Source organism: Coriobacteriia bacterium (genome assembly GCA_013336165.1).
Taxonomy (GTDB): Bacteria; Actinomycetota; Coriobacteriia; order Anaerosomatales; family JAAXUF01; genus JAAXUF01.
Window position 1 is genome coordinate 13,540 of record JAAXUF010000005.1, and the last position, 19,423, is coordinate 32,962.

Sequence of the window (19,423 nt, forward strand, 5' to 3'; positions counted from 1 at the left end):
TGGTCTTTAAGCCCATTCACTCGTAATCGAGAACGATCCTGTCGTTGCAGCTGTCGTGGTCGCCGGACGGGCCGCGATATTCGCTCCGATGATGAGGCCGATGACCATGCCCAGGAGCAGAGAGACGATGGCTATCAGCACGACGACCGGCGTCGTAAACCTACCCGCACTCGACGGCTCCTTGGCGCCGGACACGGCCGCTGTGGTTCCGCCCGAGCCGCCCTTCTTGCCTGCCCCGCCTCCGGTTGCGGGTCTGACGGCCGTCTTCACGGCCGGTTTACTGTCGTCATCTTCGAAGAAGAAATCCTGATCGCTCACGTTGAAAAGTCCTTCCCTAGTGTCACAAGGCCGCTTGACCGGGCGGCCGACTATGCAGATTCGAGTGTATCACGCGCTCAGGCCAGCCTCGACGCGTGCTTTCAGTTGCGCAGCTTGACGCGCATCTCTTCCGCCCGGCCGAAGATGCGCTCGTGGTCGAGACGGCTCCAGCCATGGTCCTCGTACTGGAATTCGCCCGCCACCATCGTCGCCATCACGCTTTCCTGGTTCGCAGTGTGCACGAGCGTGCTGTACGGGTTGTGAGTGGGTATCTGGTGTGACTCGGAAAGATCGACGGCTATGATGTCGGCCTGCTTGCCCGGCTCCAGCGAGCCGACCTTGTCGGCGATCTGCAGCGCCCGCGCCGCGTCGAGCGTCGCCATCTTGATGAACTGCTTCGCGTTCATGAAGTGCACCTCGCCGAGAACTGCCCGCTGGACCAGAAGCCCGATCCGCATCTCCTCGAACACGTCCATGGAGTTCGACATCGCAGGCGAGTCGGTACCCAGGCCCAAGCGGATGCCTGCTTTGAGGAACTTCTCCACAGGTGCGATGCCCATGCCGAGCTTGGCCTCGCACCGGGGACACGAGGCGATTGAGACGTCGTGAGTCGCGAGTATCCGAATATCGTCGTCGTCGACCTGCGTGCAGTGGACTGCCATGAGATTCGGAACGTCGAAGAGTCCCCACTGGAGCACGTAACGCACCGGGCTGACGCCCGTCGGGAGCCACAGCGGCGCGTTAGCGTCGTAGATGTCGCGTACGTCGGTCGCAAGCATCGAGGAGCCGTACTTCACGAACTGGTACTCCTCGGCGCTTCCTGCAAGGTGTATCGACACCGGCGTGCCGTCCTGTGCGTACTCCGAAACCTTGCGAAAGAGCTCGGGGTGACACGAATACGGAGCATGGGGTGCGATGCCGATCGTCAGACGGTTCTGATCGGTGGTCGACCTCCACGCCTCGATGTCGCGAGTCGCGTGCTCCATGACCTCGGCGACGCGCGACTTCTCCATCGTGGCGACCTCGCGGTAGATGTTGCCGCGCAAGCCGGCAGCCTGCGCCGCATGCCCTGAAGCGCCCGTCCCGGTGATGTCGCAGACCGTCGTGATACCGGACTGAAGTGCCTCGAGCGCGCCGAGAAGGGCCGAGTCGTCCCAGTCTTGGCTCGAGAACAGCCGCTCCTTCTGCAGGAGCTGAAGCTTCCACTCGGAGTACGGGAGATCGTCGACAAGCCCGCGCATCGCCGTGTACTCCAGGTGCGTGTGCAGGTCGATGAATCCGGGCATGAGCACGGCAAGACCGAAGTCGCGAACTTCTTCCTCGGGGTGACGGGCCAACAGATGCTCGAAGTCCCCGATCTCTACGATTGAGTCTCCGCGAACGAGGATGGCGCCGTTCTCGATATGGGGGGTAGCAACGGGGAGCACGTAACGCGCGGTGAGCAGCATGAGTATCCTTCTTGACTAATGAACTTCCAAGGCGATTTTACCGCACAGTGCGCCCCCGAAACGCTTCCGAGCGCTATTTGACCGCCGTGTGCAGCGCGACGATCCCGCCAGTGAGGTTTTCCCACGTGACTGCCGAGAACCCGGCGTCGCGAAGTTCGACTGCCAGCGCCTCTTGGCGTGGAAACTGGCGGATGGAATCGTTGAGGTAGACAAAGCCCGCCCGGTCACCGGTGAGCAGCCAGCCGATGGTCGGGATCACGTACCGCAGATACACGTGGTACACGGCGCGCCACGGTGCGAATGTGGGCCGAGAGAACTCGAGGATCACATAACGTCCACCGGGCTTGAGGACGCGGAGGGCCTCAGCGAAGTTGCTCTCGCGGCGGGGAAGATTGCGCACACCGAACGCTACGGTGAGCACGTCGAAGGTCGCATCGGCGAACGGAAGCTTCTGCGCATCGGCGACCGAGAACACCACAGGGCACGGCAGGTCTCGGCGAGCCGCCTTCTCCTCGGCCACGGCGAGCATCTCGGGCACGAAATCGGTGGCCACCACCTCGCCGGGACGCCCCTGCTCGGCGAGGGCGAAGGCGACGTCCCCCGTGCCGGAGCACAGGTCAAGGACACGCGAAGTCGGCGTGAGCGCGGCTGCGCACACGAGCCGACGGCGCCACAGACGATCGATACCGAAACTCGCCATGATGTTGAACGCGTCATACCGGCCGGCTATGTTGGAGAAGATCGCGCTCACGCGCTCGGTTGTCGGGCGTCCGGGGACCGGGGTGTTATCGGGCATGAAGGTCCTTTGTGGCTCGGTGGCTTACGGTGTCGTGGTCACACTGGACTCAAGCGAGCTGATCTGGTCCGCAACGTCGGCCGTCGGGTTTGCGAGGCTCAAGGCCCTGAGAACCTTCAGCGCCTCGGCGAAGTTGCCTTGAGACTCGTAGACTTGGGCCAGAAGGGTGCTCGGCTCCGCATACGCGGGATCGAGCTGGATACAGTACTTCAGCTCCGTGATCGCCTCATCGGTCCTGCCCAGGCCAAGAAGAGCACGGGAGCGCTGCACGCGCACGGCCGGGCCGTACTTCTCGATGGCGATGCCCTTGTCGGCGATTTCGACGGCAGAGGTGTAGAAGCCATCGTCGCCGAAGACCTGCCCGCCGAGGACATAGAGGTTCGACAGGAAAACGTAGTTGTCGTACTCGTCCGGGAACATCGCGATGGTCTCTTTGAGCTTGGTCTCGGCCGAGGAAAACGCCGTGTTCGCCTTGCCGACCTGCGTCGTCACGGTGGCCGTATCGCCGGACTGCTGGGCGGTTATGGCCGCCTGAACAGAGGAGATGAACTCGTCGACGTAGGCCAGACCCACCTCGGCGCGATACATGTCGTTGGACGGGTTGAGATCGACGGCCTTCTGCGCGGCGGCCGTGCGTTCGACGGAACCCTTCGCGTAGTAAATGCGCGACATCATATAGGAGTGATCCGCCGACATGACCACGAACTGGTAGGACACCCCCATGATCGCCGCAACGCTGATGACAACGCCAAGTGCGATTCCCCAGTTGGGAGCCTTCACCTCGATAGTCGTGGCGGACGGCACTAGGACGATTGCGATCATCACCCAGAGCAGGAATGCGCTTCCCGTGACCGAGATGCCGAACATCAGCTGCACGAGGAAGGCGCCTGCGGCGGCCCAACACGCGCCGAGCAGGATGTGCCGCGGGTCGTCGCTGCGTTTGAACACCGTCTTCGCCGAGCGAACCGCCGCCCATGCGAAGATTCCGTAGAGCAGCAACACGCCGATGATCCCGATGCCGGCAGCGAGCTGCAGCGGATAGTTGTGAACGTTATCGGCGACCGAAAGATACCCGGCATCCTTGGTATAGGCCGCGGGCTTGAACTTGGGGAACACGAGACGAAACGTATCGGCTCCCCACCCGAAGATCGGGCGTGCCTTGATCGCGTCAAGCGCGGCACTCCAGATCTCGGTACGCGTCAGGCCGCTGCCTGTGTCCAGATTAAGGATCGACTTGAACCGCAGGGCGAAGTTCATGACCTCGTTGGTACTCCTCAGACTGACCGCGACAATTGCCCCGGCGATCGCTGTGACAATGCCCATCGGTACCCAGTCGACGGCTTTCAGCTTCGCCGAGTGGCGCCACGCGATGATGCCGACGATCACCAGACCGACAGCTCCGCCGATCCAGGCACCGCGCGTGAAAGCGGCAATCCAGCACACGACGTTTAGGCCAAAGCCCGCCCAGTACGCGAGACGCCACGCCAAGTCCTCCTCGGCAAGGGCGAGACCCAGCGCGACCGGAAGCGAGAACATCAGGAATCCGCCGAGCAGGTCGGGGTTGCCGAAAGTGGAAAACGCGCGGTTGGCTTCGAACGGGAGCGAGCCCCAGGAGATGGGATCGAGGCCCGCGTACTGAAGCACGCCATAACCGGCCACGATCACGCTCGAGAAGAACAGCGATTTGAGAAGCGTCTTGACCCGCGAGGGGCGGTCGGCGAACTGCAGCACCAAGAAGTAGATGACCGCATAGTTGATGAATGACAGGAGGCCTTCAAAGCGGCGGTACTTGCCGAAAAGGGCCGTCTGCGGGCTGATCGAGGTCACGGTGGTGATGGCGACCCATGCGAGGAACGCGAGGATCAGCCAGTCAACAGGCGTGCGCCGGATCTTTCCGCCCCGGGCGAGCAGGTCCCACGACCACGCGGCAAGCGCGACGATGCCCAGCACCCTTTGCACGAACACCTTAACGATGTCGAACTGGTCGTAGGTGATCGGCAGCTGCGCGGGCGTGAAGCCGAGCTTCGCGAGCCATGTGAAGTTGCCCATGGCCACGGGCACCAGAAACACCAAGGCGACCAACGACCACCAAGCGATTCTGTAGGCAACGCTCTCGCGCTGGACGGTTGCCGCTTTCCTGGCCACCGGCACCGGACGCCTTGCTTGCGCTGCTCGCGACGTGCGGACCGGGGGTTTGGCGTAGGGTTGCTTGGCCACTTGTGAGTTCTCCTCTATCTCGCTCCGCGCCCGGTGAGAACGACGCGCAGCGTTTCTGCCACGATACGGATGTCCATGGCCAGATCCTGATGATACATGTAGATGAGGTCATACTTGAGCTTGCGATCAGGCGTGGTGGCGTACCCGCCGCTGACCTGCGCAAGCCCGGTGGCGCCCGGCTTGACGTTGAACCTCTCACGATAGCCGGGTATGTCCCTGCAGAACTGCTCCACGAACACGGGCCGCTCGGGACGCGGGCCTATGAAGCTCATCTCGCCTTTCAGGATGTTGACGAGCTGCGGGAGTTCGTCGATACGCGAGAGGCGCAAGAATCGCCCGACTTGCGTGATGCGCGGGTCGTCTTCCCCGGCAAACACCGGCCCTGAGTGCTTCTCGGCATCCTTGACCATCGTGCGCAGCTTGAAGACTTCGAAAGGCTTGAGGTGCCTGCCGACGCGCTCCTGAGAGTAGGTAATGGGCAAGCCGTCGGTCACGACGATTGCGATTGCCGCCACAAGCAGCACGGGACTCAGGACGATCAGGAGAACGAGCGCACCGGCGATGTCGATGACCCGCTTGAGCGCAGCGTAATAGGGCGGCACCGTCGAGCGCGTGATCTCCATGAGCGGCACGTCTCCCACGATGGCGTCGACGGTGCCGATGAAGATCTCGTAGAGTTCCGGGACGACATCGACGCGCACGCTCACTTCGTCGGCGAGCACGAGAGACTCAACGAGTTCTCGCAGCGCCACGGGAGACACGACGATGACGCGGTTGGCTCGGCTGTCCCTAGCGATCGCAGCGACGTCGCGCACGCAGCCGAGCACGGGGATGCCTGCGAGCGTCGGGTGGGGCGGCTCGCAGCCCTCGATGCTGGGATCCACGAGGCCGACGACGTTCCAGCCCCATCGCGTGCGCAGCGACATCTCCTCGGCGAGCTCGATGGAGGTGGAGTTGGTGCCGACGATGAGCACGCGCTGCTCGGGCCAGCGGACGTTGCCGAACCTTAAGAACAGCAGGCGCCACCCGGTGATGAGCGCGAGTTCGAAGACGCTTGCGAGCAGAAGCGTCGAACGCGCGAAGGAGGCCGTGCGTGCACCGCCGAAGAACGCGATTGCCGCAGTGAGCAGCGTACCGATGACGGCAGCAGCGACGGCGCCGCGTCCCACCGCCCACGCAGTGTCGGCGCGTTCAGGCTCGTAGAGGCCATACGCCCAAGCGGCGCCCAAGTAGAACACGGTGATGAAGGGCGCGAGGACGAGATACGCACCGAAGTTGAAGGCCGGAAGCTGACCATTGAAACGCACGAGGAACGCAAGCACGTAGCCGAGGTTGACGATGATCGCATCGACCAGAAGCGAGAGGACTATGAAGCGGTTCCTCGACATCTACGACTTCGCCCTTCTTCTCGCCGCATGCAGGTCGATCGCCTCACGGTACACGCCGAGCGTCTGCTCGACCATGCGCGGGATCGTGAACTCCGTCAGTGCCCGCTCCTTGGCCTGCCGACCGAGCCTCTCGCGGAGCGCATCGTCGGCAAGAAGGCGGTTCAGAGCCGCAGCGAGCGCGAGCGCGTCGCCTACCGGCACAGTGAGGCCGGTGACGCCGTCGAGGTTGGCGTACGGAACGCCGGTGGTGAGGTTGGTGGAGACGACCGGCGTGCCGGCGGCATGCGCCTCGATCTGCACGAGGCCGAACGCTTCGCTCCTGGCCACGCTCGGCAGGCAGAACACGTCGGCAGCGTGGTACCAGGCAGAAAGCTCGTCATCGGTCTGCGGCCCGAGGAAGCTGATACGCCCTGAGATGCCGGCGGCGCTGGCGACTTCACGCAGCTCGCCCTCGAGCGGGCCCTTGCCGATGATGACGAGGTCGGCATCCACATCGGCCATCGCACGAACGAGAACATCGGCGCCCTTGTAGTAGATGAGCCTGCCGACAAACAGCACGATCTTGCGGCCCGGGTGCTGATCCTTGAGCGCCTCGGCGCGCGCCAGCGTCTCGGCGGTACCGGCAACGTTCTCGACGTGCAGCCCGAAGTTGACCACGCGGCACTTCTCGGCACGGGAGCTAAGGAACTCCGAGTGCTCGACCATGTTGGGCGAGCTGGCGATGATGAGATCGACGCGGTCGAGAAAGCTCTCCAGGAACGGCCGGTACGCGGCGAGCATACGCTTCTGGCGCACGATATCGCTGTGGTAGAGGACAACGCTGGGCACATTGGGGCGCGCGCCAAGGAACGAAAGCTCGCCCCACGGGTACGGGAAGTGGAAGTGCATGACATCGGGAGGTGTCGCGCGGCGCATCTCGGCACGCAGCGCAAACGGCATCGACAGCGCGATGGGCGCCGATGAGAGCGCGAACTGCCGCGGCAGCCTCACAACGTCGACTCCGCCGATGGTCTCTTCGATGCGCTCCCGCGACTCGTTGCACACGATGGCGCGCACATTCGCGCCGGCGTGCTCGACCAGCCCTTCCGAGATATCGCGCAGATGCGTCTCCACTCCGCCGAGATGCGGCGGGTAATAGAACTTGTTGACCATCGTCACCCTCAGCGGGCGCTCCGGAAGCGGCATGCGGCGCTCGTGTCCCCTCTAGCCTTCGACCAGCGCGCGGCCGGCTGCGAGCAGGTCGTCGACCACGCCCGCCGAGGGGGCCTCGGCGTAGATGCGCACGAGCGGCTCGGTGCCGGACGGACGCAGAAGCAGCCACGCGTCGTCGTCGAGCAGGAACTTCACGCCGTCAGCGCGCACGATGTCGTGAACGGCGATCCCCGCGATCTGCGCAGGGGCGATCTGCGGAGCACGAGCCAAGAACGCGTCTTTGACCTCGGGCGCGAGTTTGAGATCAACGCGGTTGTACTCCATGGGGCCGGTGAGCGCGAGCATGTCGGCGACCAGTTCGCCAAGGCCCTTGCCGCGCTGCGCCATCATCTCGGCGAGCATGAGCGACATGAGCAGGCCGTCGCGTTCGCGCACGTGGCTCGGGATGCCGATGCCGCCGCTCTCTTCCCCGCCGATGAGCACGTCGCCCTTCACCATCTCGCCGTAGATCCACTTGAAGCCGATGGGCGTGGTAGTGACTTCGAGGCCCAGGATACGGGCGAGGCGGTCGACAAGCACGGAGGTCGACAGCGTCTTCACGATGCGGCCGGTGAGGCCCTTGTCCTGCACGAGGTGCTGCGCAACCAGGCCGATGATGCGGTGCGGGCTGACGAACTCGCCGTTGCGGTCGACAGCGCCGATGCGGTCCGCGTCGCCGTCAGTCACGAAGGCGGCGTCGCGGCCTTCGGTACGCACGAGATCGCGTGTGGAGTCGATCCACGGCGGAATGGGCTCGGGATGTAGGCCGCCAAAGCCCGGATTTCGCTCGCCGTGCACCTCGAGCACGTCGACGCCGAGTGAACGCAGCGTCTCGGCGAGATACGTCTGGCCGGCGCCGTAGAGCGGGTCGACGACGACGCGCAGACCGGCCGAGCGGATCGCCTCGGCGTCCACCAATGACGCGAGCTGTTCGAGATATGGACCGACGTAGTCGACGGTCTCGTACGTGCCACGCGCTACGGGAGGCTCGGGCAGCAGCGCCGCCTCGACGCGATCGGTGAACTCGACGGGTGAAGCGCCGCCATCGGCCATGCGGAGTTTGAAGCCGAGGTACTCGGCGGGGTTGTGGCTCGCGGTGAGCATGACGCCGCCCACGGCGCTCTCGTCCTGTTTGACCGACCAGCACAACGCTGGTGTGGGCAGGTAGCGGTCGGAAACGCGCACGGTGAGTCCGTGGCCCGCGAGGACCTCGGCGGCGGCGGCGGCGAAGCTGCCGGCCTCGAAGCGCGTGTCGTAGCCGACGATCACCGTGCCGCCGGGGTTCTCGGCGGAGAAGATGCGACCGGCTGCGTCGGCGACGCGGCGAACGTTGTCGTAGGTGTAATCGGCGCCGATGACGGCACGCCAGCCGTCCGTGCCGAAGCGGATGTCGGTGGTCATGAGTACTCCAGTCGCCGAAATGTCAGATGTGATTGTCCCGCAAGCGCGGCGCTACGACCAGCCCACGCCGTGCGGCGTGTGTCATCGGTAACCTGCGACCTCGCGGTAGACGGCGGCGGTCGCTGCCGCAGCCCGCTCCCAGCTGAAGAGCGCGGCGCGCTCCAGGCTGCGCCGAGAGAGGTCATCGCGAAGGTCTGAGTCCTCCAGAACGCTGCGGATCGCCGCTTCGCACGCCTTCACGTCGCCCGGAGGGAACAGACATGCCGCCGTGCCGACGACCTCCGGCAGCGACGCGGCATCGGCAACGATCACCGGGGTGCCCATCGACATCGCTTCGAGCGGCGGTAGCCCGAAGCCTTCATAGCGCGACGGGAACACGAACGCCTCGGCGCCGCGCATGAGCGTGCGCAACTCCGGATCCTCCACGCGGCCGGTGAACACGATACGGTCGCGGATGGCCGGCGGTGCCGACGGCAGCATCGAATCGACGAAGGCGCGATCGTCGGTGCCAACGAGCAGCAGCCGGAGGTCGGTGCGCGTGCGCGCTACGCGCACGAACGCGCGCAGGAGCGTAGGCAGGTCCTTGTGCACGCGTGTGGAGCCCATCGACAGCAGGTAGGGCCAGTCGGTGAGTTCGGCCAGCACGGGGACGAGGAGGCCTTTCGGACCCTCGGCGAAGTCCTCGACGCCCAGCGGGATGGCCACGACACGGCTCGCTGCCGCCGGAAAAACGCGCTCGATCTCGCCGATGGTGAAGGTTGCATCCGTGATGATGCGGTCCGCGGACTTGACCGCCCGGTTGTTCCAGTAGCGGTAGACCGCGCGTTTGAACGGCGAGGGCATGACGCCTTTGAGGAGCAACGGCGTAAGGTCATGCATCGTCACGACGAGCGGATGCGGGACCGGCGTGGGTGTTGGGAAGTGCAGGCAGTGCGTCACATCAGGTGCGACAGAGGCGGCGATGCGTCCGAACTCCCGGGCGCCCGCAAGGCCAAACGGGTGCTTGGCCGCAATGACCGTGTGAGCGCCCTGGTACGCGGCCACAGGCGGCCGGACGTTGGGCGCGACGACCTGCGTGATCTCGATGTCGCCCCGTGCCGCGAGCGCTCTCACGAGGCCCATGGTGTAGCGGCCGACTCCGGTCCAGGTAGCCATGCGGCAGTCGAGCAAGACATGCATCTCTAGAGTGCTCCTGTCCGATTGTGTTGCAGCAGGGCATGTTCGAACGACGCGAGCATGCCCTCGGCCGTCTTGCGCCACGAAAACGCGGCGGCGCGTGCGGCGCCGGCGGCAGAAAGCTGTGCGCGAAGTTCCGCATCGGTGGTCAGCCTGCGAAGCGTGCCGGCGATCTCCTCGGCGCTGTCGGGATCAACGAGCAGGGCGGACGCGCCGGCGACCTCGGGAAGCGAGGAGCGATCCGACGTCACGACCGGGCACCCACAAGCCATAGCCTCGAGCACCGGCATACCGAAGCCTTCGTAGACGCTCGGGTAGACGAGTGCGAGCGCTCCTGAGTACAGCGCGACGAGATCCTCCTGACGCACGTCGTCGAGGATGCAGACGCTGTGCTGTAGACCGAGCTCCTCGGCAAGCGCGATGGGGTCGTCTTGGGTCGCCGTCTTGCGGCGTCTGCCGATACCGACCACCTCGAAACCTTCGCGCTCGCCGAGCGACATGAGCGCCACGGCCTTAAGCACCGCCGAGAAGTTCTTGCGCGGGTTGAAGACATCCAGCGACAGGACGTACGGCCGCTCGATCCCACAGTCGGCCAAGGTGGCGGATCTGGCCGCAGCCGGCATCGGATGAAACATCTCCGTGTCGACCCCTAGGTGCACGACGTCCACGCGCTCGCGCGGGATGCCATGGAACCTCACGACATCCTCGGCGGTGGCGTTCGAGATGGCGACGATGCGGTCGGCCCGCGCGATCACTCGCCGGAAGAGCTCGCGGTTCAGCGTGCGGTTGAGCCACGGCTGCTGCCCGGGGTAGTAGCGGTGCCAGAAGTCCTGAATGCTGGCGACCATCGCCATACGGCCGGCGCGCAGCGGCAGGAGGTGACGAGGGCTCCAGAAGAGGTCGACTCCGTCCTCGGCGAGCAGGCGGTTGACGCCAGTCTGCATCCACAGGATGTTGCTTCGCGTGGTCAGCCCCAAGCCCAGACGCAGTTCCCACGGCAGGTCCAGAGGCTCGTTGGTGAAGGGAATCATCGGCGGCTTCGCCGCGTACATGAGGAATCGGTGAGGCGTTTCGATCTCGGCCAGTGCCTGCATGATCCGATACTGGGACGTGCCGATCCCGCCGGAGGCCGAGGCCGAGAGCGCCGTCACGTCTATGCCGATGGTTGCCATGGTGACGATTCTACTCGGACGCGAGGTCGGCGCGCACAAACCTTGCCAGCGCGTCACACCACGGTGACATAGTCACGCCGAGCGCGGCGGCCTTGGCGCAGTCGAGCACGGAGTTTTGCGGGCGCGCCGCCTTCGTAGGGAACGCCTCGCTCGTGACCGGCACCACCCGCACCTCGCCGAGACCCGCGAGGCGCAGCGTTTCGCGCGCGAGCTCGAAGCGCGAGCAGGAGCCGGAGCCTGCGAGATGGAAGAGGCCGCGGGCATCGGCGTCGGCAAGCGCGAGGATGCCGGTTGCGAGGTCGATCGTGTATGTGGGCGAGCCGACCTCGTCGGTGACGACTTTCAGTGACGGGTTCTTGCAGGCGGCCGCGACGATCTTGACGGGGAAGTTCACGCCGGCAGGACCGAAGACCCACGCGGTGCGCACGGTGAGCGCCTCGGGGCACGCCGCGAAGACCGCGCGCTCCCCCGCCAGCTTGGAGGCTCCGTAGACCGAAAGCGGGTTGGGCTCGTCGGCCTCCGTGTAGGCGCCGTCCTTGCGGCCGTCGAACACGAAGTCAGTCGAAACGTGGACGAACGCCAGCCCATGCTCGCGCGTGACGCGCGCCAGCAGCCCCGCGCCGTACTCGTTCACACGGTAAGCGGCCTCCGAGTCCTCCTCGGCACGCTCGACGTTGGTGTAGGCGGCGGCGTTGATGAGCACACCGCGCTCCCCCGGATCGAGCGCCGCGGCGAAATCGCCGACGCAGCGCACGACAGCAAACTCGTCGGTGATATCGAACTCGCGCTCGGCGGGCACCGTGAAGCGCGCGCCACGCTCGGCGAGGACGCGCTGGAGAGCTGTGCCGAGCATGCCGCCCGCACCGGCGATGAGGTACGCGCGGCGCGCGCCAGCGCTAGGAGCGCTCGTCATACCAGCGGGCCTTCCAGTCGGCGAACTCCTCGGTGTGGTGCTTGATCTTGCTCCACCACCACTCGTTGTCGCGGTACCAGCGGATGGTGTCGCGCAGCCCCTGTTCGAAGTCGACCTTGGGCTCCCAGCCCAGCTCGGCCTTGGCACGGGCGCACGAGATCGAGTAGCGGCGGTCGTGGCCGGGGCGATCGGCGACCGCGAGCACGTGGTCGTCCCACGCCAAGCCCAGCTCGTCGAGGATGATCGTGGTGATCTCGCGGTTGGTACGCTCGTTGCCGCCGCCGATGTTGTAGACCTCGCCGGGCGTGCCCAAGAGCAGCGCCGCTTCGATGCCGTCCGCATGATCGTCGGCGTGCAGCCAATCGCGCACGTTCAGACCGTCGCCGTAGAGCGGCAGCTTGCCGCCCTCGAGCGCATTGGTCACGAACAGCGGGATAAGCTTCTCGGGATACTGGTAGGCGCCATACGTGTTCGACCCCCGCGTGATGAGCGCCGGGGTGCCGTACGTCGTGTGGTACGCGAGCACCTGCAGGTCGCCGCCGGCCTTGCTCGCCGAGTACGGGCTCGAAGGGTGGATGCGGTCGGTCTCACAGAACGAGCCCGCTTCAATCGAGCCGTACACCTCGTCGGTCGAGACCTGCACCATGCGCTCGATACCGTGCGAGCGCACAGCCTCAAGCAGCGTATGCGTGCCGAGAATGTCGGTGTGAAGGAACGCCTCCGGCTCGGCGATCGAGCGGTCGACGTGCGTCTCGGCGGCAAAGTTCACTATCGCGTCGACACCGGCTCCGATCGCGGCGTGGACGGCCTCGGCATCGCCGATGTCGCCGCGCATGAACGAGTAGCGGGGGTTATCGGCGCACTCGATCAGGTTGTCGAGGTTGCCGGCGTAGGTGAGCTTGTCGAAACAGACGATCTCCCAATCCGCATGCTTGCCGAGCATCCGGCGCACGAAATTCGAGCCGATGAACCCTGCTCCGCCGCAAACGAGCAGCCTCATCCGTTCTTCACGCTCCAGTCGTAGCCGATCGAAGCATCATCGAACGGCAGCCGGTACTCGTCGGGCTCAGCGTCGTTGTAGACCTCAGTGGGGATGTTGACGATGTAGGCCGGCTCGGCGCCCACGGCCGTGAACCCGTGGTAGACGCCGTTGGGGATGATGACCATTCGCTGGCGCTGCCAGCCGATGACGAACTCGTTGGTCTCGCCTTTGGTGGGAGAGCCTTCGCGCGTGTCGTGCAGCACAACCTTCGCCATGCCGCCGACACAGACGAAGTGGTCCGTCTGGATCTTGTGGTAGTGCCACGCCTTCACGACACCCGGGTAGACCATCGTGACGTACACCTGCCCGAACTTCTGGAAGTCCGGGTCGGTCGAACGCATCATCTCCATGAGCAGCCCGCGCTCATCAGGGATCACCTTGAGGTCTTTGACCTTCACGCCATCAATCATGGGGAACTCCTTAGTTATCCGAGGTCGACTTCAGAATTGTCGCCGATCATCACGCGCGCCGCCGAGACCAGGCCGGGGGCGCGCCTCACGACTGCGTTCACCCCCAGCAGCGAGTCGGCCAAGCGCGAGCCGATGTGCTCGACTCGCGAGCCGGCCAGCATGATCGAGTGCTCGATCTCGCTGCCCAGCACCTTGCAACCGTTGCCCACCGAGCTGTACGGCCCGATGTAGGCGTCGCGGATCTCGCACCCGTCGCCGATGATCGCGGGTCCGCGAACGACCGAGTTCACGATCGTCGTGCCCACGCCAACGCCCACGCGGCCGTGGAGCACCGCGCCCTCCCCCGGTCGCGAGAGTTGCTGCGGGTCGAGAGCGTCGAGCATGATGCGGTTGGCCTCGAGCATGTCATCAAGACGTCCGGTGTCCTTCCACCAACCGTCGATGATGTGTGGGCGCACGGTATGGCCGTTGTCGATGAGCCACTGGATCGCATCGGTGATCTCGAGCTCACCACGAGGCGAAGGTTCGATCGCATTGACGGCAGTGAAGACCTGCGGATCGAAGAGGTAGACGCCCACGAGCGCAAGATCGCTCGGCGGATTCGTCGGCTTCTCGATCAGGCGGATGATCTGACCTGCGGGACCCAACTCCGCCACGCCGAACTGGTTGGCGTTGGGTACATGCGCGAGCAGGATCTGAGCGGAGCATCCGCCCGCGCGGAACTGGTCGACAAACCGCGAGATCCCGTTGGCGATGAGGTTGTCGCCGAGGTACATCACGAACGGCTCGCCAGCCATGTACTCCTCGGCGATCTTCACGGCGTGCGCCAGACCCAGCGGCGCCTCCTGCGGGATGTAGGTGATCGAGACGCCCCACGCCGAGCCGTCGCCGAGGGCAGCCATTACCTCGGCGGCCGTGTCGCCGACGATGACGCCGATATCGGTGATCCCTGCATCGCGGATGGACTCGATGGCATAGAACAGGATAGGCTTGTTGGCGACCGGCACGAGTTGTTTGGCGCGCGTGAACGTGATGGGGCGCAGCCGTGTGCCTTTTCCACCTGCAAGTATGAGTGCCTTCATCAAAGCTCCTGTCGCCTGCCGTGCGAAAGCCCCCAACAAAACGCGCCTATCGCATGATATCAGGTGGCCGATGCGCTAGATCATGCGCCCGATCTTGATCCGGGCGTAAAGGCGCGGGCTTGCCGTGATGAGCACGAGTCCCAGCGCGTATTTCGCGAGATCCGGAAACGCCTGCCGGTAGCGCAGGTATGCTCGGCGGGCTCCCACATACTCGCCGCGCAGCAGCGCCTCTTCCAGATGCCGCCTGCCGAGCCGGGCTTGCGCGAAGACGATCGCCCTGTCGCACTCGGCGCGCTGCTCATCTGAGAGTTCCTGCATCTCCCGCGCGTCGGTCAAGATGCTCAGCAGACTCTCGGCCTCGGTCACGAGTGCGGTGGTCTTGCTGCCTTCTCGGCGGCGGTACAGCCACAGCGCCTCGGGATTAGATAGCTGCCGAGCGCCTAGGATCAGCGCGCGCAGCCAGAAGTCGTAGTCCTCGGAGTAGATGTCGCGGTAGCCGCCGGTGCGATCGAAGACGTCTCGGCGCATCAGGCTCACCTGCGCAATGCGGCTCTCCCACATCTGATCGACCGCCGAGACCGAATGGACGCTGTCCCATGGACGCCCCTCGTGAAGTGGCATCCTGCGCCCGTCGCGCAGGAGCATCGTCGTAGCCGGCGAGTAGATGTCGTACCCGGGATGCATCTCCCGAAACGCCGCCATGTGCTCGAGGAATTCCGGCAGCAGCAGGTCATCGGCGTCGAGCATGCACAGCCAGGATCCGCGGACCACATGCGCGCCGGCATTCCGGGCCGCCGCGGCTCCCGAGTTGCCCTGCTCCAAGACGCGGATCCGCGCGTCGGCAGCCGCGAAAGCCCTCGCGAGATCGCCGGTTGCGTCGGTGGAGCCATCGTCGACGATAATCAGCTCCCAGTTGGAGACGGTCTGCAAGAGCACAGATTCGACGGTCTCCCTCAGGGTGTCGAAGGCGTTGTATGCGGCGGTTATGATCGTAAACGTCGGCATTTCGCCAGAAACGACTTCCACCGGCTCCGACTGATCGATCACCTCACACCCCATTCCGCTGGTAGCTCACCGTCAGGCCAAGCCCAACTCGAACGAGAGACGCGTACAGATGCCGTTTGGCCCGGGCCCTCGCCGAGAAGACCCCCACCAGCACAGCCCCCAACCACAGGACTGCGTAGATGCTCGATACCCACACCCTGACCACGAGCGCGGCGAACGAGCCTTCACGGCGGCCAAGAAACCTGATGAGCCCCTCAGTGAACCATATCCGCTGCCGCTGGCTCGCTTGGCCAACGCTGGTTCCCTCAAAGTGAACAATCCGCGCCGCCGGAACCAGTATCACATCGCCACCGGCTTCGTGAACGCGGCTGCAAAGATCCGTCTCCTCAAAGTACATGAAATATCCCGAGTACAGACCACCCAGTGCATCCCACGCGGAACGCCGGACCAAAAACGCAGCGCCCGACACCCAGTCGACGCGCACGGGAGATGTCATCCCCTCGCCCGTACATCCGACACGACATTTCGTCTTGATGTGGATGCCCAGACGCAGCCAAGGAGCCGTATTCGCTACTGCCCACCCGACCGTCTGGAAGTCTCCCCACGCCGAGTTGAACCCACCCTCGGCGGTTAGCAGGCATGCACCCGCGACCCAGTGCCTCTCGTCCGCAAGCAATGCTTCGACGAGAGTATCCAGCGCCCCAGGAAGCACAATCGTGTCAGGATTCAGGAGCAGAAGCAGATCACCGCGGGCTTCACGGGCCGCAAGCATGTTACCGCCGGCAAAACCAAGGTTCTGAGTGTTGTCGATCGTCTGCAAGCACCAGAGACCACTCCTCAGCATGTTGAGAGTGTCGTCACTCGACCCGTTGTCACACACGATGATTTCGTAGTCACAAGAAGGCGGATTGGATCTGACCGACTCCAAACACGCCGGCAAAACATCTGAGCTGTTGTGCGTGACCATAAGTATGGAAAGCATGTGGCCGTTCATCTAGACTTTGCCGATCCCTTTGAGCAACCATCGGATGATTGTGCACGTGCCCGCCCGTTGCCGGGACCAGACCATCGGCCTCTTCTGCCAGCCTATCCTCCAACCCTCGCGCTCTGCCGCTACGCGTCTCGGCAGTTGGCTCATCAGAGAAGGGATCCGATTCCAGTGGGACGGGCGAAGAGGCAGAGTCCTGCGAAATTGGCGGTAGATCCAAAGCGCCGGGAAGAAACAGAGAATCGGCCACGGCATGTCCTTCGCGAACACGATCATTTCGTTGCGCTCCGACATACGCAGCGTCGTTTCCGCGGGCGCCGTGTCAATCGATGCGCGCAACTTGTGTAGGATCCTCGCCGTGGGCACATAGAGGCATCTCTTTCCTGCAATGAGCGCCCTCAGATTCAGGTCCGTATCCTCGCTGATCAAGAAGAAATCCTCATCGAACAGGCCGATGCCGTCGAATAGCGTCCGCCGATACAGGGCCGCGCCGGCGCACGCGCCCAATACTCGAGTTGGCTTAAGATACATCGCTGCGTCCTCGCGAAAGCCGCAGTTGAGTCCGGTCATGCCCCACAAACTGTACACATCGCCTGCGGAGTTCACCTTTTCGTCTTCGTAGTAGAGCAGCATCAGTGAAGCTGCCATGTCGTAATCCGAATGACCGGACAGAGCGCCAACCAGTTCGCCGAGCCAACCCGGCTCTGCCCGTGTGTCGTTGTTGAGAAGCGCTATCAACTCAGTATCGGATGTCATGATTCCGGCGTTGACCGCTGCGGCGAATCCCCTATTCTCGGCAAGTTCGAGTACTCGACATTCGGGGTGGTTCTCCCTCACCCACAAAACGCTGTCGTCCGAGGAGCCATTATCAACGAGAGTGACCTCGAAGTCGCGAAACGTCTGGTCGCGCAGCGCCTGAAGACACTCTTCAAGATGTCGCAACCCGTTCCAGTTTGGAATCACTACATTAACCAGCGGTGCCACGGTTCTTCTCTCTATCGTCCTACGCCAGTAACTGGCTCTCAAAGAGCTTCTGGTATGAACCCGCAGCGGCGATCAACTCGGCGTGGGTTCCGCGCTCAACAATTCGTCCATCGTCCATGACCAGAAGTTGGTCCGCCTGCATGACAGTCGCAAGGCGATGCGCTATGACGATGATCGTCTTGGTCCCATGCAACTTGCCCAGTGCCGCTTGGATACTTGCCTCGGATTCCGAATCCAGCGCACTGGTGGGCTCATCCAGAACTAGGATCGAGGTATCTTCGAGGAGCACCCGAGCCAAGGCAATTCGCTGACGTTCGCCCCCGGAGAATCGCACGCCGCGATCGCCCAGCTGGCTTTCCAGCCCACTCGGCAGATCGTAGATGAATGTCGCGTATGCGCTTTCAAGAGCCGCGCGTATCTGTGCCTCGGTGGGCTCGTACCCGAGGCCGTATGTCAGGTTCATGCGCACGGTGTCGCTGAACAGCATCGCGCTCTGCGTGAGATAACCCACTCCTTTTCGAAGCGAGGCCAATTCGATGTCCCTGACGTCGATGCCGTCATACATCACACTACCGCCTGATACGTCCCTCAAGCGCGGCAGGAGTTCCACGAGTGTCGACTTACCTGCACCTGAGCGACCCACAAGCGCTGTAAATGAACCCACTGGGATAGTGATGGACACATTTTTCAGGACTGGCTTGCCTCTGCTGATTAGCGCCCCGTTGGATGAAAAAGCGTCAGGATACTCAAACGCAACATTCGAGAGCACAATCTCACGCCGCAAACCCGCAAAGGGTATGGGTCCTGAGCATATCGTGTTGGATGCAATTGCGTCGTTCATGGACTCCCTGACCAGCAGCAAACCCGAGACGTTCATGGAGATCGCCTGACGCCCAGCGTTGAACTCCTTGACTTTCGCGTTGAGGCGCAGCAGGACAAAGAGCAACAGTCCCAGCTGCGACAGAGTCATACCAAGCACAGTTATGCCGAAGAACAGTGTCACGAAGACCGAGAGCATGAGAACAGGGTCGGCCGTGACCTCAACATTGGCACCTAAGCGAGCTTGCTTCACAGCGATAGCCCGCATGTCCTCGGAGAAACCCTCTATGTTCTTGGACTCGAGTCGCGTCTGATCGCGCAGTTTGATCAGCCGCATCATGCCGAGGCGCTCAACGATCTTGTGCATCATCTCTTGGCTGACTTGGGCGGACTCGACGCTGAAATCGCGAATCCGGCGAATACTGGGCCTTGCGACTACAGAAACGAGGAGCGCGAACACAACTGCGCTGAGCGTCAGCGGAGTTGAAACGGCAAGCAGGATTGCAACGTAGAGCGCGATCAAGAGCGCGATCGAAAGCTGTTTGACCACCGCGAGGATTGCATTCCCCGCCGCACTCGTCTGACCGATCACTATTCCAACAAGTTCTCCGACCGAATTGCGCTCGAAGAATTCGGGGTCTGCCTCAAAGATGGTGTCCAAAGCCTTCATCCGCATGCGGAGTCCAATGCGGCTGGCCACTACCGCGGAATACCATGCGTTGAAGTAGAACACCACTTGTCGCAGCAGGATGGGGACAAAGGCCATGACCAAGAGCACCGGCAACGTCACCGGCAGCCGAAGAACGTTCATGGCTGCGGAGAGTACGGTCCAGATTGCACCCGAACTCTCAACAATGGCAGTCTTCCCACCTTCCGCATACTGGAGTATCGGCAGGAGGAGGGAGAGTCCGAGACCCTCGAAGATGGCAAAAATGACTGCAAAGCCGACGAGTCCGGTGACTTCGCGTGCTTCAACATCGACGATCGCCATCATGCGCCGTATGGCGTTAATACGCAGGTATTCGTTCAGGAATTCCGATATCCGCTTATGCACAGCGCTCGTCCTAGCGTCG

At 63.6% G+C, this 19,423-nt stretch carries 17 protein-coding genes; all 17 read right to left on the reverse strand.

Annotated features, from left to right (window positions below; genetic code table 11):
- Nucleotides 1-6 precede the first annotated feature (6 nt).
- A complete protein-coding gene (locus HGA39_05045) occupies nt 7-318 on the reverse strand; it encodes a hypothetical protein (protein ID NTW28713.1) in 312 nt (103 codons plus the stop codon).
- Nucleotides 319-419: 101 nt separating this feature from the next.
- Nucleotides 420-1,766 carry an amidohydrolase family protein gene (locus HGA39_05050; GenBank protein NTW28714.1) on the reverse strand — a complete coding sequence of 449 codons (1,347 nt, stop codon included), beginning with the start codon at nt 1,764-1,766 and terminating at the stop codon, nt 420-422.
- 73 nt (nt 1,767-1,839) lie between these two features.
- The gene (ubiE, locus tag HGA39_05055; GenBank protein ID NTW28715.1) at nt 1,840-2,562 is read right to left on the reverse strand and encodes a bifunctional demethylmenaquinone methyltransferase/2-methoxy-6-polyprenyl-1,4-benzoquinol methylase UbiE; all 723 of its coding nucleotides are present in this window, start codon (nt 2,560-2,562) and stop codon (nt 1,840-1,842) included.
- Between the two features lie 24 nt (nt 2,563-2,586).
- Nucleotides 2,587-4,779 carry a tetratricopeptide repeat protein gene (locus HGA39_05060; protein NTW28716.1) on the reverse strand — a complete coding sequence of 731 codons (2,193 nt, stop codon included), beginning with the start codon at nt 4,777-4,779 and terminating at the stop codon, nt 2,587-2,589.
- A 14-nt stretch (nt 4,780-4,793) separates the two neighbouring features.
- Nucleotides 4,794-6,167, reverse strand: a complete 1,374-nt coding sequence (locus HGA39_05065) for a sugar transferase (GenBank protein ID NTW28717.1) — start codon at nt 6,165-6,167, stop codon at nt 4,794-4,796.
- On the reverse strand, nt 6,168-7,352 hold the full coding sequence (locus tag HGA39_05070) for a glycosyltransferase (protein NTW28718.1): 1,185 nt from the start codon (nt 7,350-7,352) through the stop codon (nt 6,168-6,170). It lies immediately after the preceding gene.
- 18 nt (nt 7,353-7,370) lie between these two features.
- Nucleotides 7,371-8,759 carry a phosphoglucosamine mutase gene (locus tag HGA39_05075; protein NTW28719.1) on the reverse strand — a complete coding sequence of 463 codons (1,389 nt, stop codon included), beginning with the start codon at nt 8,757-8,759 and terminating at the stop codon, nt 7,371-7,373.
- An 81-nt stretch (nt 8,760-8,840) separates the two neighbouring features.
- Nucleotides 8,841-9,938, reverse strand: coding sequence for a glycosyltransferase family 4 protein (locus HGA39_05080; protein ID NTW28720.1), 1,098 nt, complete (start codon nt 9,936-9,938; stop codon nt 8,841-8,843).
- Between the two features lie 2 nt (nt 9,939-9,940).
- Nucleotides 9,941-11,107, reverse strand: coding sequence for a glycosyltransferase family 4 protein (locus tag HGA39_05085; protein NTW28721.1), 1,167 nt, complete (start codon nt 11,105-11,107; stop codon nt 9,941-9,943).
- Nucleotides 11,108-11,117: 10 nt separating this feature from the next.
- The gene (rfbD, locus tag HGA39_05090; protein NTW28722.1) at nt 11,118-12,020 is read right to left on the reverse strand and encodes a dTDP-4-dehydrorhamnose reductase; all 903 of its coding nucleotides are present in this window, start codon (nt 12,018-12,020) and stop codon (nt 11,118-11,120) included.
- Complete coding sequence (gene rfbB / locus HGA39_05095) at nt 12,004-13,020, reverse strand: dTDP-glucose 4,6-dehydratase (protein NTW28723.1); 1,017 nt, start codon at nt 13,018-13,020, stop codon at nt 12,004-12,006. The genes rfbD and rfbB overlap by 17 nt, the downstream gene beginning before the upstream one ends.
- A complete protein-coding gene (locus HGA39_05100) occupies nt 13,017-13,472 on the reverse strand; it encodes a dTDP-4-dehydrorhamnose 3,5-epimerase (GenBank protein ID NTW28724.1) in 456 nt (151 codons plus the stop codon). The genes rfbB and HGA39_05100 overlap by 4 nt, the downstream gene beginning before the upstream one ends.
- Before the next feature lie 14 nt (nt 13,473-13,486).
- Nucleotides 13,487-14,554 carry a glucose-1-phosphate thymidylyltransferase gene (locus HGA39_05105; protein ID NTW28725.1) on the reverse strand — a complete coding sequence of 356 codons (1,068 nt, stop codon included), beginning with the start codon at nt 14,552-14,554 and terminating at the stop codon, nt 13,487-13,489.
- A gap of 75 nt (nt 14,555-14,629) precedes the next feature.
- Nucleotides 14,630-15,601, reverse strand: a complete 972-nt coding sequence (locus HGA39_05110; protein NTW28726.1) for a glycosyltransferase — start codon at nt 15,599-15,601, stop codon at nt 14,630-14,632.
- A 1-nt stretch (nt 15,602) separates the two neighbouring features.
- On the reverse strand, nt 15,603-16,541 hold the full coding sequence (locus HGA39_05115) for a glycosyltransferase family 2 protein (GenBank protein ID NTW28727.1): 939 nt from the start codon (nt 16,539-16,541) through the stop codon (nt 15,603-15,605).
- A 12-nt stretch (nt 16,542-16,553) separates the two neighbouring features.
- Entirely contained in the window at nt 16,554-17,531 is a 978-nt protein-coding gene (locus HGA39_05120; protein NTW28728.1) for a glycosyltransferase family 2 protein, read from the reverse strand.
- A gap of 19 nt (nt 17,532-17,550) precedes the next feature.
- Complete coding sequence (locus HGA39_05125; GenBank protein ID NTW28729.1) at nt 17,551-19,404, reverse strand: ABC transporter ATP-binding protein; 1,854 nt, start codon at nt 19,402-19,404, stop codon at nt 17,551-17,553.
- Nucleotides 19,405-19,423 lie beyond the last annotated feature (19 nt).

Bases quoted from the DNA above. Each gene is read 5' to 3' on its own strand.
- HGA39_05050 (NTW28714.1), bottom strand. From the start codon at position 1,766: ATGCTGCTCACCGCGCGTTACGTGCTCCCCGTTGCTACCCCCCATATC.
- ubiE (NTW28715.1), bottom strand. From the start codon at position 2,562: ATGCCCGATAACACCCCGGTCCCCGGACGCCCGACAACCGAGCGCGTG.
- HGA39_05065 (NTW28717.1), bottom strand. From the start codon at position 6,167: ATGTCGAGGAACCGCTTCATAGTCCTCTCGCTTCTGGTCGATGCGATC.
- HGA39_05070 (NTW28718.1), bottom strand. From the start codon at position 7,352: ATGCCGCTTCCGGAGCGCCCGCTGAGGGTGACGATGGTCAACAAGTTC.
- HGA39_05075 (NTW28719.1), bottom strand. From the start codon at position 8,759: ATGACCACCGACATCCGCTTCGGCACGGACGGCTGGCGTGCCGTCATC.
- HGA39_05080 (NTW28720.1), bottom strand. From the start codon at position 9,938: ATGCATGTCTTGCTCGACTGCCGCATGGCTACCTGGACCGGAGTCGGC.
- HGA39_05085 (NTW28721.1), bottom strand. From the start codon at position 11,107: ATGGCAACCATCGGCATAGACGTGACGGCGCTCTCGGCCTCGGCCTCC.
- rfbD (NTW28722.1), bottom strand. From the start codon at position 12,020: ATGACGAGCGCTCCTAGCGCTGGCGCGCGCCGCGCGTACCTCATCGCC.
- rfbB (NTW28723.1), bottom strand. From the start codon at position 13,020: ATGAGGCTGCTCGTTTGCGGCGGAGCAGGGTTCATCGGCTCGAATTTC.
- HGA39_05100 (NTW28724.1), bottom strand. From the start codon at position 13,472: ATGATTGATGGCGTGAAGGTCAAAGACCTCAAGGTGATCCCTGATGAG.
- HGA39_05105 (NTW28725.1), bottom strand. From the start codon at position 14,554: ATGAAGGCACTCATACTTGCAGGTGGAAAAGGCACACGGCTGCGCCCC.
- HGA39_05115 (NTW28727.1), bottom strand. From the start codon at position 16,541: ATGCTTTCCATACTTATGGTCACGCACAACAGCTCAGATGTTTTGCCG.